Source organism: Halobaculum roseum, assembly GCF_019880245.1.
Lineage (GTDB): Archaea > Halobacteriota > Halobacteria > Halobacteriales > Haloferacaceae > Halobaculum > Halobaculum roseum.
Genome location: NZ_CP082286.1, coordinates 1,845,262 through 1,871,767 on the forward strand (window position 1 = coordinate 1,845,262; position 26,506 = coordinate 1,871,767).

General features: G+C 70.6%; 28 protein-coding genes. 13 read left to right on the forward strand and 15 right to left on the reverse strand.

Going from position 1 to position 26,506, the window contains the following annotated elements; genetic code table 11:
• Positions 1 to 12 precede the first annotated feature (12 nt).
• The 5 genes from K6T36_RS09345 to trpY form a co-directional block, all read right to left on the reverse strand.
• The gene (locus K6T36_RS09345; protein ID WP_222921043.1) at positions 13 to 2,058 is read right to left on the reverse strand and encodes a S9 family peptidase; all 2,046 of its coding nucleotides are present in this window, start codon (positions 2,056 to 2,058) and stop codon (positions 13 to 15) included.
• A gap of 124 nt (positions 2,059 to 2,182) precedes the next feature.
• On the reverse strand, positions 2,183 to 3,343 hold the full coding sequence (locus K6T36_RS09350; protein ID WP_222921044.1) for an NAD(P)/FAD-dependent oxidoreductase: 1,161 nt from the start codon (positions 3,341 to 3,343) through the stop codon (positions 2,183 to 2,185).
• A gap of 63 nt (positions 3,344 to 3,406) precedes the next feature.
• Complete coding sequence (locus K6T36_RS09355) at positions 3,407 to 4,039, reverse strand: IMPACT family protein (protein WP_222921045.1); 633 nt, start codon at positions 4,037 to 4,039, stop codon at positions 3,407 to 3,409.
• Between the two features lie 30 nt (positions 4,040 to 4,069).
• The gene (locus K6T36_RS09360) at positions 4,070 to 4,564 is read right to left on the reverse strand and encodes a hypothetical protein (protein WP_222921046.1); all 495 of its coding nucleotides are present in this window, start codon (positions 4,562 to 4,564) and stop codon (positions 4,070 to 4,072) included.
• A gap of 85 nt (positions 4,565 to 4,649) precedes the next feature.
• Complete coding sequence (gene trpY, locus K6T36_RS09365) at positions 4,650 to 5,150, reverse strand: TrpY family transcription regulator (RefSeq protein WP_222606388.1); 501 nt, start codon at positions 5,148 to 5,150, stop codon at positions 4,650 to 4,652.
• Between the two features lie 585 nt (positions 5,151 to 5,735).
• Between trpY and K6T36_RS09370 the strand changes: the two genes are divergently transcribed.
• On the forward strand, positions 5,736 to 6,422 hold the full coding sequence (locus K6T36_RS09370) for a hypothetical protein (protein ID WP_222921047.1): 687 nt from the start codon (positions 5,736 to 5,738) through the stop codon (positions 6,420 to 6,422).
• A 31-nt stretch (positions 6,423 to 6,453) separates the two neighbouring features.
• Here K6T36_RS09370 and hisB read toward each other — a convergent pair whose 3' ends face one another.
• Positions 6,454 to 7,044, reverse strand: coding sequence for an imidazoleglycerol-phosphate dehydratase HisB (gene hisB / locus K6T36_RS09375; RefSeq protein WP_222921048.1), 591 nt, complete (start codon positions 7,042 to 7,044; stop codon positions 6,454 to 6,456).
• Between the two features lie 217 nt (positions 7,045 to 7,261).
• Between hisB and K6T36_RS09380 the strand changes: the two genes are divergently transcribed.
• On the forward strand, positions 7,262 to 7,414 hold the full coding sequence (locus K6T36_RS09380) for a hypothetical protein (protein WP_222921049.1): 153 nt from the start codon (positions 7,262 to 7,264) through the stop codon (positions 7,412 to 7,414).
• A 15-nt stretch (positions 7,415 to 7,429) separates the two neighbouring features.
• Here the strand turns inward: K6T36_RS09380 and hisA are convergent, their stop codons facing one another.
• Positions 7,430 to 8,152 (reverse strand): 1-(5-phosphoribosyl)-5-[(5-phosphoribosylamino)methylideneamino]imidazole-4-carboxamide isomerase, encoded by a 723-nt coding sequence (hisA, locus tag K6T36_RS09385; RefSeq protein WP_222606392.1) that lies wholly within the window; start codon positions 8,150 to 8,152, stop codon positions 7,430 to 7,432.
• Positions 8,153 to 8,313: 161 nt separating this feature from the next.
• On the opposite strand from hisA, the gene K6T36_RS09390 reads away from it, so the two are divergent.
• The 3 genes from K6T36_RS09390 to K6T36_RS09400 all read left to right on the forward strand — a co-directional run bounded on the left by K6T36_RS09390 (position 8,314) and on the right by K6T36_RS09400 (position 11,031).
• Positions 8,314 to 8,862, forward strand: coding sequence for a cation:proton antiporter regulatory subunit (locus K6T36_RS09390; RefSeq protein WP_222921050.1), 549 nt, complete (start codon positions 8,314 to 8,316; stop codon positions 8,860 to 8,862).
• Positions 8,862 to 10,064, forward strand: coding sequence for a cation:proton antiporter (locus K6T36_RS09395; protein ID WP_222921051.1), 1,203 nt, complete (start codon positions 8,862 to 8,864; stop codon positions 10,062 to 10,064). The genes K6T36_RS09390 and K6T36_RS09395 overlap by 1 nt, the downstream gene beginning before the upstream one ends.
• Before the next feature lie 100 nt (positions 10,065 to 10,164).
• A complete protein-coding gene (locus tag K6T36_RS09400; RefSeq protein WP_222921052.1) occupies positions 10,165 to 11,031 on the forward strand; it encodes a CheF family chemotaxis protein in 867 nt (288 codons plus the stop codon).
• Positions 11,032 to 11,066: 35 nt separating this feature from the next.
• Here K6T36_RS09400 and K6T36_RS09405 read toward each other — a convergent pair whose 3' ends face one another.
• Genes K6T36_RS09405 through cheB form a run of 5 tightly spaced genes read right to left on the reverse strand, consistent with a single transcriptional unit; the run spans position 11,067 to position 17,407 of the window.
• Positions 11,067 to 11,978 carry a CheF family chemotaxis protein gene (locus K6T36_RS09405; RefSeq protein WP_225935087.1) on the reverse strand — a complete coding sequence of 304 codons (912 nt, stop codon included), beginning with the start codon at positions 11,976 to 11,978 and terminating at the stop codon, positions 11,067 to 11,069.
• On the reverse strand, positions 11,975 to 13,201 hold the full coding sequence (locus tag K6T36_RS09410) for a HEAT repeat domain-containing protein (RefSeq protein WP_222921053.1): 1,227 nt from the start codon (positions 13,199 to 13,201) through the stop codon (positions 11,975 to 11,977). Before K6T36_RS09410 ends, K6T36_RS09405 begins: the two co-directional genes overlap by 4 nt.
• Positions 13,201 to 14,034: a CheR family methyltransferase gene (locus K6T36_RS09415; RefSeq protein ID WP_222921054.1), complete on the reverse strand. Its 834-nt coding sequence runs from the start codon at positions 14,032 to 14,034 to the stop codon at positions 13,201 to 13,203. The genes K6T36_RS09410 and K6T36_RS09415 overlap by 1 nt, the downstream gene beginning before the upstream one ends.
• Positions 14,031 to 16,346 (reverse strand): chemotaxis protein CheA, encoded by a 2,316-nt coding sequence (locus tag K6T36_RS09420; protein WP_222921055.1) that lies wholly within the window; start codon positions 16,344 to 16,346, stop codon positions 14,031 to 14,033. Before K6T36_RS09420 ends, K6T36_RS09415 begins: the two co-directional genes overlap by 4 nt.
• Entirely contained in the window at positions 16,343 to 17,407 is a 1,065-nt protein-coding gene (gene cheB / locus K6T36_RS09425) for a chemotaxis-specific protein-glutamate methyltransferase CheB (protein WP_321170474.1), read from the reverse strand. Before cheB ends, K6T36_RS09420 begins: the two co-directional genes overlap by 4 nt.
• A gap of 170 nt (positions 17,408 to 17,577) precedes the next feature.
• Between cheB and K6T36_RS09430 the strand changes: the two genes are divergently transcribed.
• From K6T36_RS09430 to K6T36_RS09465, 8 genes are all read left to right on the forward strand, one after another.
• Positions 17,578 to 18,030 carry a chemotaxis protein CheW gene (locus K6T36_RS09430; protein ID WP_222921057.1) on the forward strand — a complete coding sequence of 151 codons (453 nt, stop codon included), beginning with the start codon at positions 17,578 to 17,580 and terminating at the stop codon, positions 18,028 to 18,030.
• 75 nt (positions 18,031 to 18,105) lie between these two features.
• Complete coding sequence (locus K6T36_RS09435) at positions 18,106 to 18,801, forward strand: RAD55 family ATPase (protein ID WP_222606401.1); 696 nt, start codon at positions 18,106 to 18,108, stop codon at positions 18,799 to 18,801.
• Positions 18,801 to 19,265 (forward strand): DUF8057 family protein, encoded by a 465-nt coding sequence (locus K6T36_RS09440; protein WP_222921058.1) that lies wholly within the window; start codon positions 18,801 to 18,803, stop codon positions 19,263 to 19,265. Before K6T36_RS09435 ends, K6T36_RS09440 begins: the two co-directional genes overlap by 1 nt.
• 226 nt (positions 19,266 to 19,491) lie before the next feature.
• Positions 19,492 to 20,118, forward strand: coding sequence for an RAD55 family ATPase (locus K6T36_RS09445; protein WP_222921059.1), 627 nt, complete (start codon positions 19,492 to 19,494; stop codon positions 20,116 to 20,118).
• Positions 20,119 to 20,506: 388 nt separating this feature from the next.
• Positions 20,507 to 20,842: a DUF5783 family protein gene (locus K6T36_RS09450; RefSeq protein ID WP_222921060.1), complete on the forward strand. Its 336-nt coding sequence runs from the start codon at positions 20,507 to 20,509 to the stop codon at positions 20,840 to 20,842.
• Between the two features lie 64 nt (positions 20,843 to 20,906).
• Positions 20,907 to 21,293 (forward strand): NifU family protein, encoded by a 387-nt coding sequence (locus tag K6T36_RS09455; RefSeq protein ID WP_222606411.1) that lies wholly within the window; start codon positions 20,907 to 20,909, stop codon positions 21,291 to 21,293.
• Positions 21,294 to 21,645: 352 nt separating this feature from the next.
• Positions 21,646 to 22,893, forward strand: coding sequence for an ABC transporter substrate-binding protein (locus tag K6T36_RS09460; protein ID WP_222921061.1), 1,248 nt, complete (start codon positions 21,646 to 21,648; stop codon positions 22,891 to 22,893).
• A 108-nt stretch (positions 22,894 to 23,001) separates the two neighbouring features.
• Complete coding sequence (locus tag K6T36_RS09465) at positions 23,002 to 24,582, forward strand: sulfatase (protein WP_222921062.1); 1,581 nt, start codon at positions 23,002 to 23,004, stop codon at positions 24,580 to 24,582.
• Positions 24,583 to 24,691: 109 nt separating this feature from the next.
• Here the strand turns inward: K6T36_RS09465 and K6T36_RS09470 are convergent, their stop codons facing one another.
• From K6T36_RS09470 to K6T36_RS09480, 3 genes are all read right to left on the reverse strand, one after another.
• The gene (locus tag K6T36_RS09470; RefSeq protein WP_222921063.1) at positions 24,692 to 25,621 is read right to left on the reverse strand and encodes a ketopantoate reductase family protein; all 930 of its coding nucleotides are present in this window, start codon (positions 25,619 to 25,621) and stop codon (positions 24,692 to 24,694) included.
• A 69-nt stretch (positions 25,622 to 25,690) separates the two neighbouring features.
• Positions 25,691 to 25,984: a DUF7130 family rubredoxin-like protein gene (locus tag K6T36_RS09475; RefSeq protein ID WP_222921064.1), complete on the reverse strand. Its 294-nt coding sequence runs from the start codon at positions 25,982 to 25,984 to the stop codon at positions 25,691 to 25,693.
• A gap of 133 nt (positions 25,985 to 26,117) precedes the next feature.
• Positions 26,118 to 26,426, reverse strand: a complete 309-nt coding sequence (locus K6T36_RS09480) for a DUF7130 family rubredoxin-like protein (protein WP_222606416.1) — start codon at positions 26,424 to 26,426, stop codon at positions 26,118 to 26,120.
• Positions 26,427 to 26,506 lie beyond the last annotated feature (80 nt).

Consider the following 26,506-nt stretch of genomic DNA (forward strand, 5'->3'; position numbering starts at 1 on the left):
CGCGTCGGTCGCCTACTCCCCGTCGCCGTTCCCGTCGTCCTCGTCCTCGCCGGCGCTCAGCCCGTCGTCGTCCGGGCGGTCGAGCGCACGCTCGGCGTCGTGGTGCTCGGAGTAGCCGTCGAACCAGCGAGCGATGCGTTCGATGCGGTCGACGATGTGCGCCGGCTCGCCAGAGCGCGACAGCTCGTGTCCCTCGCGCGGGTACCGCACGAGCCGCGTGTCGACGCCGTGTTTGCGGAGGATCCGGTGGAACAGCTCCGCGGTGTTGTCCGGCGTGCGGTAGTCATCGTCGGAGTGGAGCACCAGCGTCGGCGTCTCAACCTCGTCGGCGTGGGCGACCGGCGAGTGCTCCCAGAGTAACTCCGGCTCCTCCCACGGCGTCGTGTCGTAGTCGCCCTCGACCAGCTTGTACGCCCCGTCGGTCGAGCCGTAAAAGCCGGTGAAGTCGTACACGCCGCGCTGGGAGACGGCCGCACGGAAGTAGTCGGTCTGCCCGACCGTCCACGAGGTCATGTAGCCGCCGAAGGAGCCGCCGGTGAGGAACGCGTTCGTCTCGTCGACGTACTCCCTGCTTGCGACCTCCTCGACGCCGGCCAGCACGTCCGTGAGGGTCACGTCGCCCCAGTCGCGCTCGATTGCCTGCATGAAGTCCTTCCCGAAGCCGGTCGACCCGCGCGGGTTCGACCAGAAGACGACGTAGCCGCGGGCCGCGAGCGTCTGGAACTCGTGCCACATCGTCCCGCTCGTGGTCCACATGGCGTGCGGGCCGCCGTGGACCTCCACGGCGAGCGGGTAGGTTTCGTTCTCATCGAACCCGGGCGGCGTCAACACCCACCCCTCGACGGGCCCCTGCCCGGACTCGAAGGCGATGGGTTCGGGCTCGGAGACGGCGATGTCATCGAGGTACTCCCCGTTCAGGCGGGTGAGCCGACGCTCCTCGGACCCGTCCGAAACGAAGAGATCGCCCGGGTGATCCCACTCGCTTTTCGTGATCGCCGTCACGCCGTCGGCGACGTGGGCGCCGTTGACGGCGCCGCCGCGGTGCTCGCGCTCGGGCGCGTCGCTCGCGTCGCCGGGCGCCGACCAGAGGCTGGTCGCGCCCTCGTCCGGCGTGGTGAAGAACACGCGCTCCTCGTCGGGACCCCACTGCGGGGCGGCCTCGTAACCGAGGCCGCGGTCGAGGTCGGCCGTGAGGTCGTACGTCTCGTCGGCCGCGCGATCGTAGACGTGGAGTTCGGTCGGCTGGATGCTCGCCTGCTCGGCGTCGGTGTACGTGTAGGCGATCCGGTGATCCTCCGTGACCGCGAGCGCCGCGCCCCAGCCGGTGGTTTGGAGCACGTCCTCGGCGTTGCCGGACTCGGTGTCGTAGGCGACGACGTCGATATCGTAGTTGTCGTCGGGGTCCTCGCCGGCCTTCTGTGCCGTGAAGTACAGCGTCCCTTCGTCGCCCCACGTCGGCTCGGCGTGGTCGTGGTCGCCGTCGGTGACGCGCGTGAGGTCGCCCGACTCGACATCGAGCACGTACACCTGCGGGCGTTTCCCGTCGAAGTAGTTGGTACCGGTGCGGTACACCGTCCGGTCGATGACGCGCGGATCCGGCTTCTCGGGCTCGTACTCGTCGGGAACCTCCAGGTCGCGCTCCTCCTCGCGGTCCTCCTCGGTCACGGACTGGAGGAACGCGATCCGGCTCCCGTCGGGGCTCCACGCGATCGAGGTGACGCCGCCGACAACGTCGGTGATCTGCTCGGCCTCGCCGCCGGGACCGTCGAGCGGAAGCAGCCACAGCTGTTGGGTGTCGTCGTCCTTCCCGCGCGTCGAGGTGAACGCGAGGCGGTCGCCGCTCGGCGAGAAGCGCGGTTCGGCGTCGTTCCCCTCCTCCAGCGTCAGCCGTCGGGCGTCGCCGTCGCCGTCCGTCGGCGCGAGATACACCGTCGACTCGTAGGAGTCGTCGTCGTTCGGCTCGCTGCGTACGAACGCCACGTGCTCGCCGTCCGGCGCGACCCGCGGGTCGCTCGGCTTGGCGATGTCGTGGAAGTCGCTCGCCTGAATCGTGTCCATACCGCGGCCTCGGAGTCGCGCGCCAAGTACGTTCGGAACCCGGAACGCGGGGCCGCTGCCCCCTCGCCGTCCACCGTCGGCCGTCTACTGTCCGCCGTCCGCTATCCGCCGTCGACGTCCGCCGTCAGCGGAACCGTTCCGGATCGAACGCGGACAGGTCCGCCTCCGGGTCGACGCCACGAACGAGATCGGCGACGAGCGCGCCGCTGTACGGGCCGAGCGTGAGTCCGGTCGGGCCGTGTCCCGTGGCGAGGTACGCCCCCTCGACGTCGGGGGCCGCCCCGAGGACCGGCAGGCCGTCGCGCGAGACCGGGCGGAGCCCGACCCGCGTCTCGACCGGCTCCGCGTCGGCGAGCCCGTCGGCGACGCGCAGCGCCTCGCCGTACACGTCGTGGAGCCCCGCGACGGTCGCCCGCGGAGCGAATCCGGTGTCGTCCTCCCGCGTCGCGCCGACGGCGACCCGGCCGCCGGGCCACGACACCATGTACTTGTGCCGGAACGGGCTGACGATCGGCCAGTCGGCCGTGTCGGCGTCGACCGCGAGGTGGACGATCTGCCCGCGCTGGGGCTCGACGGGGATCGCAACCCCGAGCGCGTCCGCGAACGTGCCCGACCACGCCCCGCCGGCGATCACGACCGCGTCGAACGCCCGGCGTTCGCCCTCGACGACGACCCCGGCGACCGTCGTGTCGTCCGTTCCCCCGGGTCGGCTCTCGAGCGCGATGTCGGTCACGTCGGCGTGTTCGACCGAGAGCCCGTGTCTCTCCCCGGCGCTCCGCAGCGCGCTCGCGAACGTCCGCCCGTCGACCCGTCCCTGGTCGCGGTACACCATCGCGCGCTCGGCGTCCGACAGCGGCGGGAACAGCTCGCGTGCGCGCTCGACGGATATCTCCTCGAACGTGTCCGGCGACGGCGTTCCGTCCGTCTCGGATCGCCGCTGAGTCCGCCGTTTGGCCGCCTCGAACGCCTCGACCTCGTCGGGGTCGACGGCGACGCTGAGGAGGTCACACGAGTCGTAGCCGTGGTCGGTGACGCCGTCGGCTTCGAGGTCGGCGACGAGGTCCGGGTAGTGCGCCGCCGCCTCGCGGGCGAGGGCGAACCACGCCGCCGAGTCCGTCCGGCTGCTCGTCGCCGGCGCGACGATCCCGGCGCCGGCGTCGGTCGCCCGTCCATCGTCCCGCCGATCGAACAGGACGGTATCGACGCCCTCGCGCGCGAGTCGGTGTGCCGCCGCCGAGCCGACGATGCCGCCGCCGACGACCGCGACCGAGTCCGGGTCGCTCATGGGTCGAGATGTCGGTCGACCCTCCTGAAGCTACGTGCCGGAGCGACGGCTGCCGGATCCGCGTTATCCGATGTCGACCCGGCCGCTCGTCGCCGAGCGCAGCCGGTCGCGGAGGTCGGGCGCGTCGGCGACGGGAACGCGCGCCTCGAACGTCACCTCGGCGTCGTAGTCGGCGTCGAACTCGACGCCCGTCGATTCGAGGATCCCCCGAACCGTCCCGGAGTCGTCGTACGCGACCGTGAGCGCGATGCGCTCGTGGGGTTCCTCCTCGACGACGCCGGCGGCCTCGAGTCCCTCCTTCACCGCGCGGGAGTAGGCCCGCGCGAGACCGCCGACGCCGAGGTTCGTCCCGCCGTAATAGCGCGTGACGACGGCGACGACGTTGCGGACCTCCCCCTGTTCGAGGACGTTCAGCGCCGGCTTTCCGGCGGAGCCGGTCGGCTCGCCGTCGTCGCTCGAATACTCCCGGAGCATCACCTCGCCCGGCGACTTCGACGGTCCGTCGCCCGCGGGGACGCGGTAGGCGGGGACGTTGTGCGTCGCGTCGTCGTACTCCGAGCGCACCTCCTCAATAAACGCCTCCGCCGCCGCGACGGTGTCGGCGGGGGCGAGGTGGCCGATGAACCGCGACCCCTGCACCGTGAACTCCGCGGACGCGCGGTCGCCGACGGTGCGGTACGGGTCGGGGGTCGCCATGGCGGTCGTTGCCGGCGGCGCGTGAAAGGGTTACTCGTCGCTCCTCGCGGCGACCGCGGAGCCGTCGGCGTCGTCGGCCGCGACCCCCGAGCGGTTCGGGTCGGCGACGAACAGCGCGAGGAACGCCGCCGCGCCGACCGCCTGCGCGGCGAACGAGACCAGCGCCACCGGATCGGTCGCGAGATGCGCGAGGATCTCGCCGACCGGGTCGGTCACGTCGTGGCGCGGGACCAGCCCGCCGTGATCGGTGAGGTGCCACCAGGCGTAGCCGGCGGAGTAGGTGAGCAACACCCCGACCGTCAGCGAGTAGAGTCGCCGGTCGTGCGAGCCGCGAACGATGACGGCCGCGACCCCGACGAGCAGCAGCGCCGACGGGACGAACAGGTACGGGCGCGGGTCGCGAAACGACAGCAGCGGGAGGTACACGAGGAGGTCCGGAACACCCTCGATCAGGTGGATCGCCGCCGAGACGAGCGCCGCCTGCACGCCGAGGACGCGCAGGACGCTCGCGGTTCGGTCGTCCATACCACGGTCTCGGCGAGTCGCGCCCAAAGCGCCGTCGGTTCGCCTCGCCGGGTGCGTTCGCGGGGGCGCGGCGCGCCCCCGCCGATCAGAACTCGACGCTGCGGACGTACGGCAGCTCGCGGATCGACACGAGCAGATCGCCCGGCAGCTCCTCGTCGGTGATGAGGTACAGTTTCGGCTCGTCGGCGAACTCGGGGTCGTCCGAGAGCACCTGTCGAAGCGAGAGCCCGGCGTCCGCGAGCATCCCGGTGATCTCGGCGACGATGCCGGCGGCGTCGGGGTCGCCGACCTCGACGGTGAGCACGGTGAGCCCGAGCACCGGCGCCAGGTCCATCAGGCTCGGCACCGAGGTGATGTTGGCGAAGATCCGCCGCAGCTGCTCGTCCTCGCGGATCGCGGTCGTCGTCGCGTCGACGACCCGGCGGTCGACCCCCGCCTCGCGGGCGATCCCGGTGTCGGGGATCTCGATCCCGCCGGAGACGACGCGCCCCTCCTCGTTCACTGAGAACCCGCGCGCGAGCAGGAGCCGCACCACCGCCTGCTGTCCCGGCGACCCCTCGAACTTTCCCAGGATCTCGTCGAACATCCGTGCGCATCGTCGCCCACGTGCGGGCATAACTGTTCGGTGTCGAGCGATCCGCGTCTCGCACCTCACCCTGCTCACGGCTCCCGTTGGTCGCCGTTCGCGTTTCGCGGTCTCATGGTTCGAGGGACGCCCGTGGCGTCCCTCGTCATCACGAGAGACGGCTTTGCCGTCTCTCGAACGACTTCGTTCGACCGCGCACACTCCCCGCTCGGATCGAGGCTTCCCTTCGGTCAGCCTCGCCTTGCTCACGGCTCACTCCGTTCACCGTTCGCTCTCGCGGTCTCATGGTTCGAGGGACGCCCGTGGCGTCCCTCGTCATTACCAGACGCCGGCCGCGTCTGGTCAGCGGCCGGAACGCTCCGCGTTCCGGCAGCATCACGAGAGACGGCTTTGCCGTCTCTCGAACGACTTCGTTCGACCGCGCCCGCCTCGCGGGTCGTTTCACTCCCCGCTCGGATCGAGGTGCTCGCTTCGCTCGCACCTCGCCCTGCTCACGGTTCCCTCCGGTCACCGTTCGCGTTCGTGGCCTCGCTTCGCTCGGCCACGCCCGCAACGCCCTTATCGCCCCCCACCCACGCCCGGAACATGCGCGAACTCGACTGCGACTTCTGTGGGGGGACAGCCGCGGGCGCATACGAGGTCATACCCGCTGAACTCGACCCCTCCCCCGACGAACAGGCGCGCGTCGTCCTCTGTGACTCCTGCCGGGAGACCCTCGACGACGTGCTGACACCGCTGCTCGCACGACTCGGTTCCGACGACGTGGCCGCCGCCCCGTCGTTCGCGGCGGACGCTGCCGGCCACTCGTCGCCCGCGACGGACCCGAACGCCGGCGGCGACGACACCGACTCGTCCGACGAGTCCGTCGAGTTCGACGACGACTCGGGGATCGCGATCGACATCGCGGGGAGCACGGCGGCCGCCGATGAGTCGAACCCGGAGCCGGGGGCGGCGGACGCCGGAGACGCCGAGGACGATACCGCGGACGCCGACGCCTCGGTCGACGGCGCCGACGTGGAGGACGTCGCGTCCGGCGACGCCGACCCGACAGGGGACCCGGCCTCGACCGGCCAGCCCCGCGAGGAACCGCCGCACTTCCGGAAGGTGATGCGCTTTCTCAACAACCGCGAGTTCCCCATCGCACGCGCCGAGGTGGCGGAGTTCGCGGCCGGCGCCTACGATCTGGAGGACGAGGAGGTCCGCGAGATCTTCGAGTACGCGATCGAACGCGGGATCCTCGCCGAGGAGAACGGCCAGTTGGTGAAGGGCTGACGGGCGTCGGCGGGGCGACCCGCCGCCCCGATTACAGGTCGCCCTTCGTGCTCGGCGTGTCGCTGCGGCGCTCGTCCAGCCGGGTCGCGTCGTCCAACGCCCGGGCGAGCGCCTTGAACAGCGCCTCGACCTCGTGGTGGGCGTTGACGCCGCGATCGACCTCGACGTGCAGCGTGAGGCCGGCGTTCATCGCCAGCGAGTACGCGAAGTGCCGGGCCATGTCGCTGGTCAGCTCGCCGACCTCGTCCTGGGAGAACTCGCCCGAGAATTCGAAGTACGGCCGGCCGCTCACGTCGACGACGACGCCGGCGACAGCCTCGTCCAGCGGGACCCGGCGGTCGGCGTAGCGGCGGATGCCGCGCTTGTCACCCAGCGCCTCCGCGAACGCCTCGCCCAGCGCGATCCCCACGTCCTCGACGGTGTGGTGGTCGTCGATGTGCGTGTCGCCGTCGCAGCGGACGGTCAGGTCGAACAGCCCGTGCTTGGCGAACGCCGTCAGCATGTGGTCGAAGAAGCCGACGCCCGTGTCGACCTCGCCGTCGCCGTTGCCGTCGATCGCGAGCGTGAGGTCGATGTCCGTCTCGGCCGTCTCCCGACTCACGGCCGCCGTGCGATCGCTCATGGCCGAGGCGTCGGCACGCCCGGCCAAGACGGTTCCGGCTTCGGCGGCCGCGTGGCGCGCCCGTCCCCGCACTCGCACCCGCACCCACTTGCGCCGTCCCCGCACTCGTGTCCACACTCGCACCCGTACCCACACCCGACGGCCGGCGGTTGTCGGCCGGTCGTCCGACGGCCGTTCGACGGGGATTCAAGTCGCCCCGAGTGTGATAATAACACGCATGGACGACGTGCTCCCGGCCGCGATCGCGTTCGCCGGCGGCTCCGTCTCGCTGTCGTCGGCGACGGACTCGGGGCTCGTGATCGGACTGGTGTTGATAGCGGTCGGGACGGTGCTGGCGGTCGCGTACGCGTCGCGACGGCTCGGCGAGTGAGGCGTCGCCGCCGGCTCAGGCCGACTGCGCCTCCGCGAGCGTGAACCGGCCCTCGTACAGCGCGGTGCCGACGACGACGGCCGCGGCGCCGGCCTCGCGGAGCGCGCGCACGTCGTCGAGCGTCGTCACGCCGCCGGAGGCGACGACCGGGATGTCGACCGCGTCGACGACGCGCTCGACGCTCTCGCGGTTGATCCCCTCCAACTGTCCCTCCACGTCCACGTCGGTGAACAGGATCGCGCCCGCACCCAGCTCCTCGTAGCGCTCGGCGGCCTCCGCGGGGTCGAGGCCGGTCCCCTCGGTCCACCCGGAGACGACGACCTCCCCCTCCTTCGCGTCGAGGCTGACCGTCACGCTGCCCGGGTGCTCCTCGGAGATCTCGGCGACGATGTCGGGGTTCTCGACGGCCGCGGTGCCGAGGATGACGCGGTCGACGCCCCGATCGAGCAGGTCGAGGGCGTCCTCGGCGGTGCGGATGCCGCCGCCGAGTTGGACCGGCACGTCGACCGCGTCGAGGACGGCGTCGACGGCGGCGGCGTTGGCGCGTTCGCCCTCGAACGCGCCGTCGAGGTCGACGAGATGGAGCGTCCGGGCGCCCTCGTCGACCCACCGACGGGCCGCCTCGACGGGATCGCCGTAGCGCGTGGCGGTGCCGCGCTCGCCCTGGACGAGCTGGACGACCTCGCCGTCCTGCATGTCGACGGCCGGGATCACCTCGAACTCCGGGAAGTGGCTCATGTGGGGGCCTGCGTCGGGGCGGCTGGTAAGTCGTTCGTCACCGGCGACTCCGGACGCCGGGTTCCGGGTCGCCCCCGTCCGCCGGGCTCGGCCGACTCCGCCCGCCGCCCGACCCCGCGCCGTCGTCGTACTTATGTCTCGACCGTCCACACCACCCACGTATGACCGTCTACGAGTCGGACCTTCCCGGGGTCGGGAAGAAACACGAGATCGAACTCCACGGCGGCGAGCGGCTCGTCGTCGTCACCCACAACACCGGCAAGCGGGAGGTGTTCCGGCGGGCGGACGAGGACAGCGACGCCGAGAAGCTGTTCGAGCTGTCCGACGGCCTCGCGCGCACCGTCGGCACCGTGCTGGAGGGGGCGTACTTCCAGCCGGTCGCCACCGAGAACATCGACACCGTCCTCGGCGGCGACGCGCTCATCGAGTGGTACGAGGTCCCCGAGGGCTCCGAACTCGCGGGCGAGACGATCGAGGCGGCAGACGTGCGCCAGCGCACCGGCGCCTCGATCATCGCGGTCGACACCGGCGACGACGTGACGCCCAACCCCGACCCCGGGGCGGGCGTCCACGCCGGCGACACGGTCGTCGTCATCGGCTCGCGCGAGGAGGTCGACGAGTTCCACGAGACGTTCATCGAGTCGCCCGACGGCGACGACGGGGACGAGGAGGGTGACGGCGACGACGGGTCCGGGACCGTGCTCGACTGATGGCGGCGGGCTCACCCGTCGCCGGCGGCGACCTCCACGGCCTGCTCGCGCTCGGGACGCTGCTCGCGGTCGCGGCGCTCGTCGCTGCCGCGGGGCGTCGCGTCGGGATCCCGACGGTGCCGCTGTACGTCCTCGGCGGCGTGCTGGCCGGCCCGCACGTCGCCGGCGCCGTCGGGCTCCCGTCGGTCGCCCCCGCCGAGGTGCTCACGCTCGCGGAGGTCGGGGTCGTCCTCCTGCTGTTCTTCCTCGGGCTGGAGTTCAGCCTCGACCGGCTGATCGCCGCCCGAAAGAAGCTCTCGGCGGCCGCCGCCGTCGACCTCCTCGTGAACTTCCCCGTCGGGGTCGTCCTCGGGCTGGCGTTCGGGCTCGGACCGATCGGGGCGTTCCTCGTCGGCGGCATCGTCTACATCTCCTCGTCGGCGGTGATCACCAAGTCGCTGGTCGACCTGGGGTGGATCGCCGACCCCGAGGCCGAGCCGGTGCTCGGGACCCTCGTCGCCGAGGACCTCGTCATCGCCGTCTACCTCGCGCTGGCGGTCGCGCTCGTCGCCGGCGGCTCGCCGGTCGACGCGCTCCCGCGGATCGCCGTCGCGCTCGGGTTCCTCATCGCGGTCGCCGCCGCCGCTCAGTTGCTCGCGCCGCGGCTCGCACCGTACCTCGGCACCAGCGACGAGGACCTGGTCGTCCGGACGCTGGCGGTCGCGCTCGTCGTCTCCGGGCTGGCGCTGGCGGTCGGCGCCAGCGAGGCGGTCGCGGGCTTCTTCGTCGGCGTCGGCGTCGGCGCGACGCCGCTGCACGACCGCGTCGCCGACCGGATCGCGCCGCTGCGGGACGCCTTCGCGGTCGTGTTCTTCGCGTGGGTCGGGCTCAACACCGACCCCGTCGCCGTCGCCGGCGTCGCCACGTTCGTGCTCGCGGCCGCGGCGCTGTCGGGACCGGCGAAGGTGATCAGCGGCTCCGTCGGCGGGTGGCTGTACGACCTCTCGCCGCGGCGGTCGCTGCGGACCGGCCTCGCGCTGGTGCCCCGCGGGGAGTTCTCGCTCATCATCGCGGCGCTGGCGGCGGCGTCGCCGGACCCGACGATCGCCCGGGTGATCCCCGCGTTCGCGGTCGGCTACGTCCTCGTGATGTCGTTCGCGGGGACGATCGCGATGAGCGAGGCGTCCCGGATCGAGCGGCTGGTCGGCGTCGCCGAGAAGTGATCGACGGTCGCCTCGACGCCGCGTCCGGCGCTCGGCGCCGGTTTTCACCGCTGAAGGCCGGTGCGAAACGGTCAAGTCGACCGCCTCGCTGTCGACTGGTATGAGCGAGACGGTCGTCGCCGACTTCGTCGGTCGGTTCTTCGCGCCCGGCGTCGAGGGCGAACCGCCGACCGGCCGGATCATCCTGAGCCAGCGACGGCTCGTGCTCGCGGCCGACGGCTACAAGGAGACGATCCCGCTGTCGTCGGTGTTCGACGTGAAGGTCGGGCAGGTGCCCCCCGAGATGGCCGGCTACTTCAACGACACCGTCACCGTCGCCTACCGCACGGACGACCGCCGCGGAGTCGCCGCCATCGAGGGCAACGACACCAACATCGACCGCTTCGCGACGGTGCTGTTCAAGGTGCTGCTCAACGGGACGCCCGCGCTGGTGCGCCACCCGGCGAAGGTCGGCGGCCGCGTCGTCGACTCGGACACGCACCGGGCCGAACTCGACGTGACGCAGGGCTCGCTCTCGTTCGAGAACTGCCCGGAGCCGTTCACCGTCGACCTACGGGCCGTCGTCTCCGTCGAGCGCGCCCAACGCGACCTGGACAACGGGGACCGGCCGGTCATCTCCTTCCGGCACATCGAGGACGGCACGGCGGTCACCTCGCAGGTCGGGCTGAACTCCGGCCGGCTCACGAACGTGCTCGGTCGGTACATCCGGCTGCGCTACGCCGACGTGCAGGAGGAACTCGCCGACGTCGAACTCGGCGAGGCGGAGACGGAGGTGCTCGTCGCGGCGTACTCGGCGGGGCCGGGCGTCTCGCTGTCGAAGGTGGTCGACATCGAGCCGCAGCGGCTTACCATGCTGCTCAACGGCCTCATCGACGAGGGGCTGCTGGTCGACACCGACGAGGGGACGAAGCTCACCGCGAAGGGCCGGGTGATCGTCGGACAGCGGATCGAGGACGTGAACACCTGAGGGGCGACGGTCGCCGCCGGCGTCGCTCGCGACGCCTACTGCTCGTTCATCGCCTCGCTGGCGATGTTGCGGCCGCGCGGCTCCAGCGCCACCTCCCGGCGGGTGCGCACCTCCTCCAGCACCTCCGCCTCGATGAGCCGCTCGAAGATCTCCTCGACGCGGTCGACGCTCATCCCGAGGAAGTTCGGCACCTCGAACGAGGAGACGCCCGAGTACAGCGCCATCAACACCTCGCGCTCGGACTCTGACAGCTCGACGGCGCCGCGGTTTCGGTCGTGGCCCTGTCCGAGGTACGACTTGATCACCGCGACGAGCCACGGCTCCCCCGAGAGGTACGTCTGGACGCTCGTCCCCTCGTCGTCGGTGTGCTCGGCCTCGATGACGGCGGCCTTCTCGTCCATCACCGTGCGCTCGGTCTCCTCTAAGGTGCCGATGTCGTCGAGTTCGAGGCGGACGAACGCGCCGCTTTGCTGTGCGATCGAGATCCCGTCCGCCTCGACCTTCACGCGCGCCTGCTCCCACTCGGTGTCCTGGACGACGCCGCCCTTGATCGCCGGGTGGCGTGCCTTGATCACCTTGCGGTCGAGGAACGCGCGGTACAGGTCCGTGCGGAACTCCTCGTGCTCCTCGGCGGCGATGAGGAACGCGTCGTCGTCGATGCGGAGGCTGACGTAGTTGGAGACGCGCTGGATCTCCTGGTTGGCGTCGTAGCGGCCGCCGATGCCGTCGACCGACGACAGCGCGATCGTCCGCTTGCCGCCGTTGCCGACGAGGACGACCCGCTTGTTCGAGAGGACGATCCGCCCGTTCGTCCACCCCACGTCGTTGAGCTTCCGCCCGGCCTTCATCGCCTGGGCGAACTTGCCGCGGGTGTCCGCGACCTTGTACTCCTCGCCGCCGCCGGCCCCCTGTCCACCACCGCCGTTCCGCTGACTACTGTCGCTCACTGTCTAACACCTCCGAGCTTCGAGAGCGACGCGAACGCGCGCTTTCGCACCTGCTTGTCCACGTCGCTGTCGGTGATCGCGTCCAGCGTCTCCTTCGCGCGGTCGCCGCCCACGTCGCCGAGGGCGTACGCCGCCTTCGCCCGCGCGTCGACCGACGCGTCGTCGTCGTTCACCAGTTCGATCAGCGTCGACTCCACCGCGAGCCCCTCCAGGTTGGTGATGCTCGTCGCCGCGAACTGCGCGGTCATCTTGTCGTCGTCGTCGAGCGCGTCGACCAGCGCGTCGAGCACGTGTTCGGGCGGCTCGGCGCTCGTCACTCGCCCGAGGAACCAGACGGCGTTGCGCCGCTGGCGCGCCTGCGTCGCGTCCTCTAAGATCTCCACGAGCGGGCCGGTCACCGTCTCGTCGTCGGCGTCCTTGAGTTCGGAGACCACGGCGTCGCGGACGGCGTGGCTCTGCTTGGTCGGCGCGTTGGCGAGCAGCTCGATGATCGAGAACACCGCCGCCCGCCGCACCGTGTCGTGTTCGTCCGCGAGCGCGCCGGCAAGCTCCGGCACCGGCTTCGCCGAGCTGGCGTTGCCCAGCGCCGAGGCCGCGAGTCGCCGAAGGCTGACGTTCTCGTCGTCCAGCAGGTCCAACAGCGCCGCGAGCGCCTCGCCGCTGGCGATGGTGCCGAGCGCGTCCGCGGCGGCCGACTTCACCGCCGGGTGGTCGTCGTCCAGCCGCGCCTTCAGGCGGCTGACGACGCGCGGATCGCCGATGCGCCCGAGCGCGAGACAGGCGCGCTCGCGCACCCTCGGGTCCGGGTCCTCGAGCCGCTTCGCCAGCGGGCCGACGGCGTCCTCGTCGCCCATCCGACCCAGCGCGTTCGCGGCGGCCATCCGGTACTCCGGGATGCTCGCGCCGCCGAGCACCTTCGCGAACGCGCGGACGGCCGCCCAGTCGGCGGCGTTCGGGTCGACCCCTGTCTCCTTGGCGATGAGCCGTTCGAGCCCGTTGCCGCCCAGTTCGTCGAGCCCGTCGACGGCGGCCGCCCGAACCGAGTCGTCGTCGTCCTCGCGGGCAAGGTGGATGAGCACGTCCACCGTCCGGTCGTCCTCGGGGTCGCCCACGTCGCCGAGCATCTCCGCGGCCCGGCGCCGCACCGCGGCGCTGTCGCTGTTCTTCGCGGTGTCGGTGAGCCGTTCCATGTCCCCGTCGCGGGCGAGCGTGTACAGCGACATTATCCAGTGTATCGGTAGATCCGGCTCCGTTTCGCCACCGGCTCGAACTCCTCGCGCATGTCGGGGGGGACCGTCTCGGTCTTCCCGAGCACGAGGTACCCGCCCGGCCGCAGCGAGTCGCGCAGCGTCTCGAACAGCCGTCCCTTGTACTCGCTGTCGATGTAGATGAGGAGGTTGCGACAGAAGACGAGGTCCATGTCGTCCTTCGGCCCGTCGCGGATGAGGTCGTACGGCTCGAAGGCGACCCGGGACTTCACCGACTCGCGCACCCGGAAGACGTTCTCCTCCTGGTCGACGTACGTCTCCGGGTCCGACAGCGGCGCCAGCTCCTCGCCGATGTCGGTCGTCCGTGTCGTCTCGTACACGCCCGCGCGGGCGGCGTCGAGCGCCTCCTCGCTGATGTCGACGGCGGTGATCCGGAGCCGGCGCTCGTCGACCTCGGCGTCGTCGGCCGCGAGCATCGACAGCGAGTACGGCTCGCGGCCGTCCGCGCAGGGCGCGCTCCACACGTCGACGCCGCCCCGGCCGTTCTCCTCGGAGAGGTCCCGCAACACCTCGCGGAGGTCGGCCCACATGTCCGGGTCCCGGAAGAACCCGGTCACGTTGATCGTGAGCGCGTCCAACAGCGCCTCGCGCTCGTCGTCGTCGTCCTCGAGGATCGCGCGGTACTCGGCGTGGTCGTCGGCGTCGCGTCGCTGCATCCGCGCGGCGATCCGCCGTCCGAGGTACGCCTCGTTGTAGTATCCCGGCTCGAACGGGACGCGGTCCTCCACGAACTCGATGACGCCCTGCAGGTCGCCGGCGCCGTCCCGGTCCGCGCTCGCGCGACTCATCGGCGCCCCCCGAGCGTCTCCACGTCGAGGATGCTCACCACGTCGCCGTCGCCGAGGACGGCCGTCCCCGACAGGCCGGGGATGCCCGAGAGGATCCCCTCCAGCGGCTTCACGACGACCTCCTCCTGGTGGAGCACGTCGTCGCAGTGGAGCGCGACCGGGCGCTTCTCCTCGTGGATGCGAAGGAGCATGCCGTCGTCGGCGTCGTCGGTTCCGAGGCCCTCGGCGTCGGCGCTCCCGGCCGTGTCGTCGTCACCCTCCGGATCGACCTCGCTCTCGCCGTGCTCGCGGCTCCCTCCGTTCGCCGCTCGCTTCGAGGTCTCACTGCGTTCGACCTCGCTTCCACCATCGGCGAGCGCACCGCCCGCGCCGGACCCGTTGCCGGCCGCCGCGCCGGCGGTGCCCAGCACCTCGCCGAGCCTGAGGACCGGGTAGATGTCGCCGTCGTGGCGGACGATCTCGTCGCCGTGGGCCACGTCGATGCCGTCGGCGCGGCTCACCTCCGCGATGTTCTTGATCGGGACGCCGTACTCGACGCCGTCGACCTCGACGAACATCACGCGGACGATGGCGACCGTGACGGGCAGCTTGATCTCGAAGCGCGTCCCCTCGCCGGGGGTCGAATCGAGCGTGACGCTCCCGTCGAGATCCTTCACCGTCGTCCGAACCACGTCCATCCCGACCCCGCGCCCGGACACGTCCGTCACCTCGTCGTTGGTGGAGAAGCCGGGGTGGAAGACGAGCTCGCGCGCCTCCGCGTCGGACATCGCCTCGACCTCGCCGCGGGACTTCACGCCCTTCTCGACGGCCTTCTCGCGCAGCGCGTCGGCCTCGATGCCGCCGCCGTCGTCCTCGACGACGATGGTGACGTGGTCGCGCTCGCGGTCGGCGCGAAGCTCGATGGTCCCCGTCGGGTCCTTCCCCGCGGCCTCCCGTTCCTCGGGCGACTCGATCCCGTGGTCGACGGCGTTGCGGAGGATGTGGACCAGCGGGTCGCGGATCTCCGTGAGGATCGTTCGGTCCAGCTCGATGTCGCGGCCGTCGATGTCGAAGTTCACGTCCTTCGACTGGTCGCGCGCGAGGTCGCGCACGAGCCGCGGGAACGTGTCGACGACCGCCGACAGCGGGATGAGCCGCATGTCCATCACCGTGTCCTGGAGGTTCGTCGAGATCTTGTCCAGCTCGTCGAGGTTGTCCGAGTCGATGTCGGCCTCCTCCATCTCCCGGCGGAGCTTGATCCGGCTGGTCACCAGCTGCTCGACCAGCCCGTACAGGTCGTCCAACTGCTCCACGTCGACCCGGACCGACGAGATGTTGTCCGAGGACGACGTGCTCGACCCGCCTGAACCGCCGCCGCCGGAACCGCCGTCGGTATCGTCGTCGTCATCGCCGTCCGCCGCCGTGTCCCCCTCCGCAGTCGGCTCCGCGGACGTCGGCCCCTCGCCGTCGCCCGCGTCGCCCGCGGACGGGTCGGATCCGCCCGCGTCCGCTCCGGCCGCGGCGTCGTCGGGTGCGGGTTCGACGGCGGCCACGTCGACCGCCTCGACCTGGCTCACAGCGTCGACGCCAGCCTCGACCGTCGCGCCGGCGTCGGCGACGACGTACAGGTCGAACGTCCCCTCGAACTCCCCCTCCTCGATCTGGTCGCGGTCGGGGTCACAGGCCATCCCGGCGAAGGCGTCCTCGACGGCCTCCAACACGAACATCGCGTCGATGCCCGGCATGTCCGCGTCGCCGAGGTCGACGCGGGCGCGGTAGACGCCCTCGTCGTCGCCGGGCGAGAGGCCGTGTTCGAACGCTTCGTCGACGGCGTCGTCGTCGGTGTTGTCGGCACTGTCGGTCGACTCACCGTCTTCGGCGGCCGCGTCCGACCCGTCGTCGGACCCGGACGCGTCGTTCCCGTCCGCGCCGTCCTCGCCGCCGAGCGCGTCGACGCCCTCCTCCGCCATCGTCCGAAGGTCCTCCTCCACGTCGGTCGGGTCGATGCTCGTGTCGCCCGACTCGTCGATCTCCCCGAGCATCGCGTCGAGCAGGTCGACCGCCTCGAACAGCCGGTCCATCAGGTCGCCCGACACCGCCATGTCGCCGCCGCGGACCTCGTCGAGCAGGTCCTCCATCGCGTGCGCGAGCCCGGAGAAGTCGCCGAAGCCCATCGCCGCCGCGTTGCCCTTCAGGGTGTGGGCCGTCCGGAAGATGGCGTCCATCGCCTCCGGGTCGTCGGGGTCCGACTCCAGCGCGAGCAGGGAGTTGTTCAGTTCGGTGATCCCCTCCTCGGACTCGCGGACGAACGCCCGGATGTGCGCCTCGCTCATGCGCGCTCACCCGCGATTCCGGCCGCGATGTCGTCCAGCGGGAGCACCGAGTCGACCGCGCCCGTGGCGGCCGCGCGCTTCGGCATCCCGTACACGACACAGGAGTCCTCGTCCTGGGCGAGCACGCGGGCGCCGACCCGCGAGAGCGCCTGCACGCCGTCGCTGCCGTCGCCGCCCATGCCGGTGAGGATCACGCCGATCAGCGGGTCGTCCACCGCCTCGGCGGCCGACCGCATCGTCACGTTCACCGACGGGCGCACGCCCTCCCCGCGCTCCTCGTCGATCACTTTCAGCCGGAGTCGGCCGTTTCGCGCGTTCGTGATCTCCAGGTGGTGGCCGCCCTTCGCGACCGCGAGCTCGCCGCGTCCGAGGCGCATCCCGTCCTCGGCCTCCCGCACCGACAGCCCGCAGGCCTCGTCGAGCCGGTTCGCGAACCGCCCGGTGAACGCCTCGGGCATGTGCTGGACGACGACGCCGCGGAGGTCGGCGTCGCCCGGGAGCGCCGAGACGACCCGTTCCACGGCGTCGGGACCGCCCGTCGACGAGCCGATGATCAGCGTCGTGTTCGGCTTGACGCCGGCGCCGGCCGGTCCGTCCGCGGTCGACGCGCTCGGCGACGCCGGCGTCGCCGAACCGGCTGCGGCGGTCGCGGCCTCGGTGCGCCGTTGTCGGCCCGCCCGCGAGAGGTCCGCCCCGGCGACCGACCGGACGGTCTCGACGAGCTGCTCTTCCATCCGGGAGACGCCCATCGACACCTCGCCGCCGGGCTTGGCGAAGAAGTCGACGGCGCCCGCGTCCAGCGCCGCGAACGTCTCCTCGGCGCCCTCGGCGGTGTACGCCGACAGCATCAGCGTCGGCGTCGGGTGCTCGGCCATCAGCCGTTCGACCGCCTCGATCCCGTCCATCTCCGGCATCTCCACGTCCATCGTCACCACGTCCGGATCCGCGTCGGCGACGACGTCGAGCGCCTCGCGGCCGTCCGCGGCCTCGCCGACGACCTCGACCCCGCCGGACTCCAGGATGTCCGCGATGAGTCCCCGCATGAACCGCGAATCGTCCACCACGACCGTCCGCGGCGCCCGCGCGCTCACGGCGCACCCCCAGCCGGCCGTGCGGCGTCTCGAATCATGTCCTCGGCTACCGATACGCCGTTATTGAAGACACCGCCCCGAATTTCACGGCTGATAGCTCGTGCGCTACCGTTAAGCGACTCGATCGGGCGATCGGGAGTATGGCAAGCAGTGAGCGGGCGGCCGACGCGGACGCCGTCTCGACCGAGGAGACGACGCAGGTGCTGGAGTTCGGACTCGGCGACGAGACGTACTGTCTCGACATCGCCTACATCGACGAGATCGTCGACGCGGGCGACCTCACGGCGATCCCGAACTCGCCGCGCCACGTCGAGGGCGTCATGGACCTGCGCGGGAAGACGACGACGATCATCGACCCGAAGACGCTGCTGGGCGTCACCGGCTCGGGCGCCCGCGAACGGATCATCGTGTTCGACCCCGAGGAGGTCGACGACGGCGGCACCGTCGGCTGGGTCGTCGACGAGGTGTTCCAGGTGCGCGACGTGCCCGCCGACCAGGTCGACGAGGCGACGACCGCCGGCGACGACTCCGTTCGCGGTATCGTCAAGGGCGACGACCGGTTCGTCGTCTGGGTCGAGCCCCGCACCGAGTGAGCAGGCTCCCGTAGCAGTATCACTGCTGAGTTTCGGGGAGCAGTCCTTATCTGACCCCTCGTTCCGTGGTGAGGTATGCGCGTTTCGAGCGGCGTTGCGGGATTCGACGACCTCGTCGGCGGGGGGCTCCCGGCCGAACGGCTGTACGTCGTCTGCGGTCCGCCCGGAAGCGGGAAGACGACGTTCTCAGCACAGTTCATCGCCGAGGGCGCCGCCAGCGGCGAGCGCTGTCTGTTCATCAGCATGCACGAGAGCCGGGCCGACCTCGAACGGGACATGGCCTCTTACGACTTCGGCTTCGAGGGGGCGCTCGACTCCGGGTCGGTGACGTTCCTCGACGCGTTCTCCTCGGAGGGGAAGCGCTTCTTCGGCATGCCGGGCGACCGGCGCGACGTCAACAGCGTCACCAACCGGATCAGCTCGTTCGTTGAGTCGCGCGACATCGACCGGGTCGTCATCGACTCGACGATGTTGCTGCGGTATCTCCTCGACGACGACGACGACACGACGATGCGATTTCTCTCGGCGCTCAAGCGAACCGGCGCGACGACGTATCTCATCTCCGAGATGACGGACCCCTCGGCGTACGCCGACGAGCACTTCCTCGCACACGGCGTGGTGTTCTTCCACAACTACATGGAGGACGACGGGATGCGCCGCGGCGTCCAGGTGGTGAAGATGCGCGGCGCCGAGGTCGACACCGACATCCAGGACCTCCGATTCACCGACGACGGCATCGTCGTCGGCGACGGGAGGACGGTTTCCCACTGATGTACGAGGCTCGACTGGGGACCGACTGGGAGGACATCACGGAGACCGAGGCCATCCGCCGGGCGTACGCGCTCGGCGTCGCGGCCGCGTTCGGCTACGAGAACAGCGAGGAGTTCGACCGACTCAGGACGGCACCCGATACGTCCTACGACCGCAGCATCATCGACCTCGCCTACCAGGAGGGCAAACACGAGGCCGAGGTCGTCCACGCCGACAGCGACGCGATCGACGGCGACGACGTCTGGGACCAACTGGTCGAGGGGACGGCGCCGAGCGACGCCGGGTTCGACGACACGGACGACCTGGTGTCGGGCTCGCCGGTCGCCCGTCCGATCACCGCCATCGACTTCCCGTCGGCGCTCGAACGGGCTGGACTGCTCGACGGAGGGAAAATCGGCGCGCTCGGCTTCCCCGCGCTGCTCGGCTCGGCGCCGGACTCCGGGACGCCGGACGAGGACTCGTGACGCCGCGCTGGGCGGCCCACCCGGCCCGCTCCGGTCGGAGTCGGCCGTCGCGCGCCCAGTCGAACGACTCGGTCGGGGACGCGTCGGAGATCGGGGGCGACGGTGTCGACGGCCGCAACACGCCGACGGTCAGGAACGGGGTGAACCCGTGAGCCTCTACCGATCTGAACTGCCGTTTCCGTCGGTTTGGACAAAGGTTTTAGCTGTCCGACGCATGCTGACGCGTATGCTGGAGGACGCCCCGCTGTCGCTTGACGGCGGAGGGGGAGGCGAGAGTCTCCTCATCGCCGGTCCGCCGATGACCGGCAAGTACGCGCTCATGCTCCGTCTGATGGCGGAGGCCGGCGAGCGCGGCGTCCTCATCACCACCGGCGACCCCGCAGAGCAGGTGCGCGCGGACTACGCGGACGTCGCGGACGTCGCGCCCGAGTCGGTCGGCGTCGTCGACTGCGTCTCCAAGCAGCGGGGCGGCGACCTCATCGAGGACGACCTCATCAGGTACGCCTCCTCCCCGAAGAACGTCACGGACATCGGGATGAAGTTCACCGACCTGTACGAGGCGTTCCGCGAGACCGACGCCGCCGTCGCGGTCGGCATCAACTCGCTGTCGGAGCTGTTGATGTACCTCGATCCGCAGGACGTCTACCAGTTCGTCCGCGTGCTCACCCGGCAGACGCAAAGCGAGGGGTGGACCACCATCGCGGTGATCAACTCCACGATGCACGACGAGCAGACGTTGCACACGATGTACGAGCCGTTCGACACCGTGATCAACACGCGCGAGGAGAACGGCGCGCGCGAGCTCCGCGTCCGAAACCGGACGCAGGCGGCGACGGCGTGGACGACGTTCTGACCGACGCTCGACGCCCAATACCCTTCTGGACTGACGCCCCGTCCAACGGACCTATCCCGGCGATCGACGACCGTCAGCCCGTCGCTTCCGAGCATCGTCCCTACCGGACTCTCTGGCTACGTCTCGGCTGTCTCGCTCAATCCCTGACTATCTCGCTTCGTCCCGCTCCGTCCCGGCCTGTCCCGGTCGTTCCCGTCCGCGTTCGTCGGGGCTGCGAGGGCTCACGGCGTCGTTTCACCCCAGAACGGGGTATCAGCCCTCACTGCACGTGGCCGCGACCGCCTTCGTGGTCCCGCGACTGACGACTCCACTCAGATTCCATATCGCGTTATTCAGTTTACTACTGCCGACCGTCGCGCTTACCCCGATCCCCGCGGATCGTCCGACAATGGCCGAGTTCGACCCCGAGCAGTTCGAGGACAAGTACGCGAACTACTTCCCGGAGCTCCAGCGCGCGTACAAGAACGCCTTCGAGACGATGAACGACCGGTTCGACTCGGAGGTGATCCACGCGATCGACCAACAGATCCTCAACGAGTCCGAGCCGTTCTACGACGAGGAGACGGGGACGTTCACCGTCGAACTGCCCGAGAACCCGACCGATCGCCTGACGGCGATCGTCGTCGACGACGAGAAGCTGACCGAGACGCTCGACCGGTACGTCGCGGAGATCGAATCGGAGCTATACCGCGTCTTCGACCTCGAACCGCCCGAGGAACGGTGAACGGGCGACCGCGAGACCCCGCCGAGCACAAGGTTGAAACCCTCGTACCGCCAACCGAAGGGTAATGAGCGCCGACTCCCAGGACGACGGCGGCGAGGACGAACTGCGCGAGCGCATCACGAACTTCCTGCGCCGCAACTTCCCGCAGATCCAGATGCACGGCGGCAGCGCCGCCATCCAGCACCTGGACCGCGAGACGGGCGAGGTCCACATCTCGCTGGGCGGGGCCTGTTCCGGCTGCGGCATCTCGCCGATGACGATCCAGGCGATCAAATCGCGCATGACCAAGGAGATCCCCGAGATCAAGGAGGTCGTCGCCGACACCGGCATGGGCTCGGGCGCCGACGGCGACCTCGGCGGCATGGGCACCTCCGACGACGGCATGTCCCCCTCCTTCCCAGGCGAGTCCTCGGACGGCGAGGACGACGAGGGCCCGCAAGCCCCCTTCTGACGGCGACCGCTCTTCCGTTCGCTCCGCGCCGCGGTTCTCACGTGCTTACCCCGTAGCCGCTGCCATTTCTCGCATCCGTCTTTAGCGACCCGGCTCGCTCGATGTCGCGGCGCCCAACGGCGCCGTTCCCAGCCGTATTCCCCGAATTCGGGACCGACGGGCCCGCTTCGACCGTTCTACGGCCGGAAGGCACGTTCGGGGGAACCGGACGATAAACTATCGGCCGCGATAGCAAACCCACCGACCACGCGTCGGCGACGGCCGAGCGGCCCGACTCGGGAGATCCTGACCTGTCGCGGGCGCCGAACAACCGGATCGAAGGGGCTTTGAGTATTTAGGCGGGCCAAAAAGTATGGGAGACGACAGCGGCGAACTCGACGGGCCCACGCGGCGTGACTACGTGAAATACGGCGGGGCGCTCGTCGGCGGCAGCGGCCTGCTCGCGGGCTGTACCGGGCAGTCGAACGACGGCGCGACGACGACGCAGGAGCCGATCGAGCGGACCGAGACGGCGGCCGAGGAGACCGAGGGGACCGCCACCGCGAGTCCGGAGGCGAGCTACTCCGTCGAGCTGTCGCCCGTCGGCGAGGTCACGCTCGAGGAGCCGCCGACGAACGTGTTCACCCACTTCCCGTGGTTCCCGGACATGGCGAGCGCGCTCGGGCAGGGAGACACCGTCAACAGCCTGTGGTGGGACGGCACCGTTGCCGGCTTGGAGTACTTCACCGCCGGGTTCGACGACTTCGAGATCGAGTGGGCGGACGAGGCGGGGCAGTACGGTTTCTCGAAGGAACAGCTGTACGAACTCGACAGCGACCTCCACCTCGTGGATCCGGCGTGGGTGACCACACAGGACAACTGGAGCCGAGCCGACATCGACGAGATCGAGGACAACGTGGGTCCGTGGCTGGGCAACTACTACAGCAGCTTCCACGCGACGCCCCCCCAGGAGTGGGCCGACGGGTACGAGTACCACAGTCTCTGGGGGGTGTTCGACCGCGTCGCGACGCTGTACGACGAGCGTGAACGGTACGAGGCGCTTCGGTCCGTGCGCGACGACCTGATCTCGACCGTCGAGGCGGGGCGCCCGCCGGAGTCCGACCGGCCGACCGCCGCGTACCTCTCGATCTCGGCGGACCTGTCCAGCATCTACCAGCTCAGGCTGAACGCTCCCGGCTACTGGAACTCCCACACGCGGCCGCTGGGCGCCGTCGACGCCTTCGGCGACGACGAGTTCTCGGGGCCGTTCAAAGAGATCGACATGGAGGCGCTGCTGGAGGCCGACCCGGACGCGATACTCGCGCTGTGGACGGTCACGGACACCTTCGACTTCGGGGAGCTGAAGCGGAACCTCCGGGACGACCCTGTCGGGAGCGAGCTGTCCGCCGTCCGGAACGACCGGGTGTACCCGCAGGGGACGCGCTGGCAGGGACCGCTGATGAACCTGTTCCAGCTGGAGATGACCGCCAAACAGCTGTACCCCGAGGAGTTCGGGGCGTGGCCCGAGTACGAGAACGGCGACACGTACCCAGAGTTCGGCGCCGACGAACGGCTGTTCGACCACCGGCGGGTCGCCGACGTCATCGCCGGCGACACCTGAGGGCGGGCGCCGCCCGGCCGTTCCCGGGCTCGGCGACCCTCTGAGGACCGCTCCGGTCGCGTCGAGGAGACCAGAAGAGGGATTACCGGCGAGCGGGACTCGGGAGACATGAGCGACGACACGCCCGAGAACGTGCTGTTCGTCGTGCTCGACACGGTCCGCAAGGACCGCCTCGGGCCGTACGGCTACGACGGGGGAACGACTCCCGGCCTGGACGCGTTCGCCGAGGAGGCGACCGTCTTCGAGAACGCGGTCGCGCCCGCGCCGTGGACGCTCCCGGTGCACGCGTCGCTGTTCACCGGGATGTACCCGCACCGCCACGGCGCCGACCAGGAGAACCCGTATCTGGAGGGCGCGACGACGCTCGCCGAGACGCTTTCGGCCGAGGGCTACCGCACCGCCTGCTACTCATCGAACGCGTGGATCACCCCGTACACCCACCTCACCGACGGGTTCGACGACCAGGACAACTTCTTCGAGGTGATGCCGGGCGATCTCCTGTCGGGGCCGATCGCGCGGGCGTGGAAGGCGATGAACGACAACGAGGCGCTGCGGACGGTCGCGGACAAGCTCGTCTCGCTGGGCAACGTCGCCCACGAGTACCTCGCGTCGGGCGAGGGCGCCGACTCCAAGACGCCGGCGGTGATCGACCGCACGAAGTCGTTCATCGACGACAGCGAGTCGGCCGGCGACGACTGGTTCGCGTTCATCAACCTGATGGACGCGCACCTGCCGTACCACCCGCCTCAGGAGTACGTCGACGAGTACGCGCCCGGCGTCGACTCGACGGAGGTGTGCCAGAACTCCAAGGAGTACAACGCCGGCGTCCGCGACATCGACGACGAGGAGTGGGACGCGATCAGGGGGCTGTACGACGCCGAGATCGCCCACATCGACGACCAGCTCACCCGGCTGTTCGACTGGCTGAAGGAGACCGACCGCTGGGAGGACACCGCGGTCGTCGTCTGCGCGGACCACGGCGAACTCCACGGCGAACACGACCTCTACGGCCACGAGTTCTGTCTGTACGACCAGCTGATCAACGTCCCGCTCATGGTCAAACACCCCGGCCTCGACGACGACCGCCGCGAGGACACCGTCGAGCTCCTCGACACCTACCACACGGTGCTCGACACGCTCGGCGTCGACGGAGGGGAGCCGGCCGCCGACGGCGAGGAGGCGGTCGCGCTCGACCGGACCCGATCGCTTCTCTCGGCCGACTACCGCGAGTTCGCCGGCCTCGACGACGCCGACCGCGACCCCGGCCAGCGTGCGTCGCCCGACGGGGAGTTCGGGTTCGTCGAGTACTCCCGGCCCGTGGTGGAGCTGAAACAGCTGGAGGAGAAGGCGTCGAGCGCGGGCATCGAACTGCCCGAGGACTCCCGGTTCTACTCGCGGATGCGCGCGTCCCGAGCCACCGACGCGAAGTACGTCCGCATCGACCGGATCCCCGACGAGGCGTTCCGGCTCGACGAGGACCCCGCCGAGGAGCGGAACCTCGCCGGCACCCCGGGCGGCGACGGGGGCGACGAGCGCATCGCCGAGGCCGAGTCCAGACTCGGCGAGTTCGAGGCCGCCGCCGGCGGCGCGTGGACCGGCGCCGTCGACGGCGAGGTGACCGACGACTCGCTCGACGAGATGGACGACGAGGCGACCGAGCGCCTCCGCGACTTGGGATACGTCGAGTAGTCTCCGATTCCTACTGCAGCCTCTTGGTTTTCAGAAGAAACACGCTACAAGCGAAACCGATAGCAAGAACGGCGAATTGGAGAATACCCCGAAACCCAAACTCATCGTTTCACTCTCCGATCCGGTTCCGTTCCCACGTCCGCAGGAGGTCCGCCATCGTCCGGTTCGTCGGCGTGTCGACGCCGCGGTCGCGGCCGCGGTCGACGACGGCGCCGTTGATCGCGTCGACCTCGGTCCGATTCCCCGACTCCACGTCCCGGCGCATCGACGAGCGGTTGGCCGCGGTCTCCGCGACGACGGTGTCGACCGCGTCGACGGCCCTCTCGTCGGGTAGATCGACACCCTCTGCGCGGGCGACGCGGGCCGTCTCGCGGGCGGCGCGGCGGGCGACTTCGCGGCCCGGGCCGTCCGCGAGCGCGCCGTTGGGAACGCGCGCGAGCGCCGTCACGGCGTTGATGCCGGCGTTGACGGCGAGCTTCTCCCAGCGTCGGCGCGGCATCGCGGGGTCGGCGGTGCAGTCGAGCCCGCACTCGCGGAACGCGGCGGCGACGCGCTCGGCCCGGTCGCTCGCGGCGTCGTCCTCGTCGCTGTCGAGTCGGTCGTCGGCGAACTCGCCGACGTGGATCCGCCCGACGCCGGTACAGCGCACTTCGCCCGGGCCGACGAGTTCGGCGCCGTAGGTCGCGGACCCGGCGAGCACGCGGTCGCCGAGGCGTTCGGCGAGCGTCCCCTCGCACAGCCCGTTCGAGAGCGAACAGACGAGATCCGGGTCGCCGGCGGCGAGGACTTCGGCGGCGACCTCGGTGTCGTACGCCTTCACGGTCACGAGCGCGAGGTCACAGGAGAGGTCTTCGTGGGTCGGCTCGGTCGTCGCCCGCGGCCGGGTGTGTGCGTCGAGTTCGCCGACGACGCGCAGGCCCTGCCCCGCGACGCGACGGGCGTGGGGGTCGCGGGCGACGAGTGTGACCTGGTGTTCGCGCGCGAGCAGCCCGCCCACGAGGCTGCCGAGCGCCCCCGCGCCGAACACGACGATATCCATGTTCACGGGTCGGCGGGCGGGTGAAAAGAGCGGTTCGGTCGCCCGCGGCGGCCGCCGGGGGCGGGTCGGTCAGTCCTCGATCCAGTAGTAGACGTGCTCGCGCGGGGCCTCGCAGTTCGGGCACGCCTCGGGCATCCCCTCGCCGAGGTCCCCCATCTCCCCGCAATCCGAGCAGCGCCACATCAACTCCCCCTCGCCGAACTCGTGTCCCGCGCGCTCGTGCTCGACCGACAGCGAGACGATCCCCTCCCGCGTCGTCACGTACACGCCGTGCTCGTCGAAGCCGCGAACGGTCCCGATCTCCCGCCCGTCCTCGGTGAACACGCGCTGGCCGAGCCCGACGGGCGGTCCCCCGTCGCTCATGCAGGAACGTTACTCGCCTGACAGAATAAACCCGCCGGCGCTCCCACGGCGTCGGGAACGACCCGACGGGAGTTCCTCTCCCGGCCGCCCGATGCGGTGCCGCCGTGCGCGACACGCGTCCTCGCCCGCGCGGTCAGTCCTCGACCCAGTAGTACAGGTCCTCGCGGGGCGCCCCGCAGTCCGGGCACTGCGCCGGGAGGTCGCCCTCGATCTGTCCCATCTCGCCGCACTCCCAGCAGCGCCACATCACGTACGACTCCCCGAAGGCGCTGCCGGCCTCCTCCAGTGTCACCCGGCCGGTGTCCTCCGACGAGAGGACGTAGAAGCCGGCGTCGTCGATGCCCCGCACCGTCCCCAGCTCGGTACCGTCGTCGTCGTACACGCTCTGTCCGACCGAGATGTCCGTCACCCTGGGTTCGTCCTCCTGTTGCTCGGTGGCCATACGCGTGTGTACGTCGGCTGATCTGTTAAACGATCCCATGGGTGCTGTGAACGAGGGACGTGGCAGTCGAACGAACCCGA

Coding starts and splice junctions, on each gene's coding strand:
- K6T36_RS09360 (WP_222921046.1), bottom strand. CDS start 4,564: ATGGACGACCGAACCGCGAGCGTCCTGCGCGTCCTCGGCGTGCAGGCG.
- hisB (WP_222921048.1), bottom strand. CDS start 7,044: ATGAGCGATCGCACGGCGGCCGTGAGTCGGGAGACGGCCGAGACGGAC.
- K6T36_RS09355 (WP_222921045.1), bottom strand. CDS start 4,039: ATGGCGACCCCCGACCCGTACCGCACCGTCGGCGACCGCGCGTCCGCG.
- K6T36_RS09465 (WP_222921062.1), top strand. CDS start 23,002: ATGAGCGACGACACGCCCGAGAACGTGCTGTTCGTCGTGCTCGACACG.
- K6T36_RS09480 (WP_222606416.1), bottom strand. CDS start 26,426: ATGGCCACCGAGCAACAGGAGGACGAACCCAGGGTGACGGACATCTCG.
- K6T36_RS09460 (WP_222921061.1), top strand. CDS start 21,646: ATGGGAGACGACAGCGGCGAACTCGACGGGCCCACGCGGCGTGACTAC.
- K6T36_RS09470 (WP_222921063.1), bottom strand. CDS start 25,621: ATGGATATCGTCGTGTTCGGCGCGGGGGCGCTCGGCAGCCTCGTGGGC.
- K6T36_RS09350 (WP_222921044.1), bottom strand. CDS start 3,343: ATGAGCGACCCGGACTCGGTCGCGGTCGTCGGCGGCGGCATCGTCGGC.
- K6T36_RS09430 (WP_222921057.1), top strand. CDS start 17,578: ATGGCAAGCAGTGAGCGGGCGGCCGACGCGGACGCCGTCTCGACCGAG.
- K6T36_RS09475 (WP_222921064.1), bottom strand. CDS start 25,984: ATGAGCGACGGGGGACCGCCCGTCGGGCTCGGCCAGCGCGTGTTCACC.
- K6T36_RS09435 (WP_222606401.1), top strand. CDS start 18,106: ATGCGCGTTTCGAGCGGCGTTGCGGGATTCGACGACCTCGTCGGCGGG.
- K6T36_RS09440 (WP_222921058.1), top strand. CDS start 18,801: ATGTACGAGGCTCGACTGGGGACCGACTGGGAGGACATCACGGAGACC.
- K6T36_RS09420 (WP_222921055.1), bottom strand. CDS start 16,346: ATGAGCGAGGCGCACATCCGGGCGTTCGTCCGCGAGTCCGAGGAGGGG.
- K6T36_RS09390 (WP_222921050.1), top strand. CDS start 8,314: ATGACCGTCTACGAGTCGGACCTTCCCGGGGTCGGGAAGAAACACGAG.
- K6T36_RS09450 (WP_222921060.1), top strand. CDS start 20,507: ATGGCCGAGTTCGACCCCGAGCAGTTCGAGGACAAGTACGCGAACTAC.
- K6T36_RS09455 (WP_222606411.1), top strand. CDS start 20,907: ATGAGCGCCGACTCCCAGGACGACGGCGGCGAGGACGAACTGCGCGAG.
- hisA (WP_222606392.1), bottom strand. CDS start 8,152: ATGAGCCACTTCCCGGAGTTCGAGGTGATCCCGGCCGTCGACATGCAG.
- K6T36_RS09410 (WP_222921053.1), bottom strand. CDS start 13,201: ATGTCGCTGTACACGCTCGCCCGCGACGGGGACATGGAACGGCTCACC.
- K6T36_RS09370 (WP_222921047.1), top strand. CDS start 5,736: ATGCGCGAACTCGACTGCGACTTCTGTGGGGGGACAGCCGCGGGCGCA.
- K6T36_RS09345 (WP_222921043.1), bottom strand. CDS start 2,058: ATGGACACGATTCAGGCGAGCGACTTCCACGACATCGCCAAGCCGAGC.
- trpY (WP_222606388.1), bottom strand. CDS start 5,150: ATGTTCGACGAGATCCTGGGAAAGTTCGAGGGGTCGCCGGGACAGCAG.
- K6T36_RS09400 (WP_222921052.1), top strand. CDS start 10,165: ATGAGCGAGACGGTCGTCGCCGACTTCGTCGGTCGGTTCTTCGCGCCC.
- K6T36_RS09445 (WP_222921059.1), top strand. CDS start 19,492: ATGCTGGAGGACGCCCCGCTGTCGCTTGACGGCGGAGGGGGAGGCGAG.
- K6T36_RS09380 (WP_222921049.1), top strand. CDS start 7,262: ATGGACGACGTGCTCCCGGCCGCGATCGCGTTCGCCGGCGGCTCCGTC.
- K6T36_RS09395 (WP_222921051.1), top strand. CDS start 8,862: ATGGCGGCGGGCTCACCCGTCGCCGGCGGCGACCTCCACGGCCTGCTC.
- K6T36_RS09415 (WP_222921054.1), bottom strand. CDS start 14,034: ATGAGTCGCGCGAGCGCGGACCGGGACGGCGCCGGCGACCTGCAGGGC.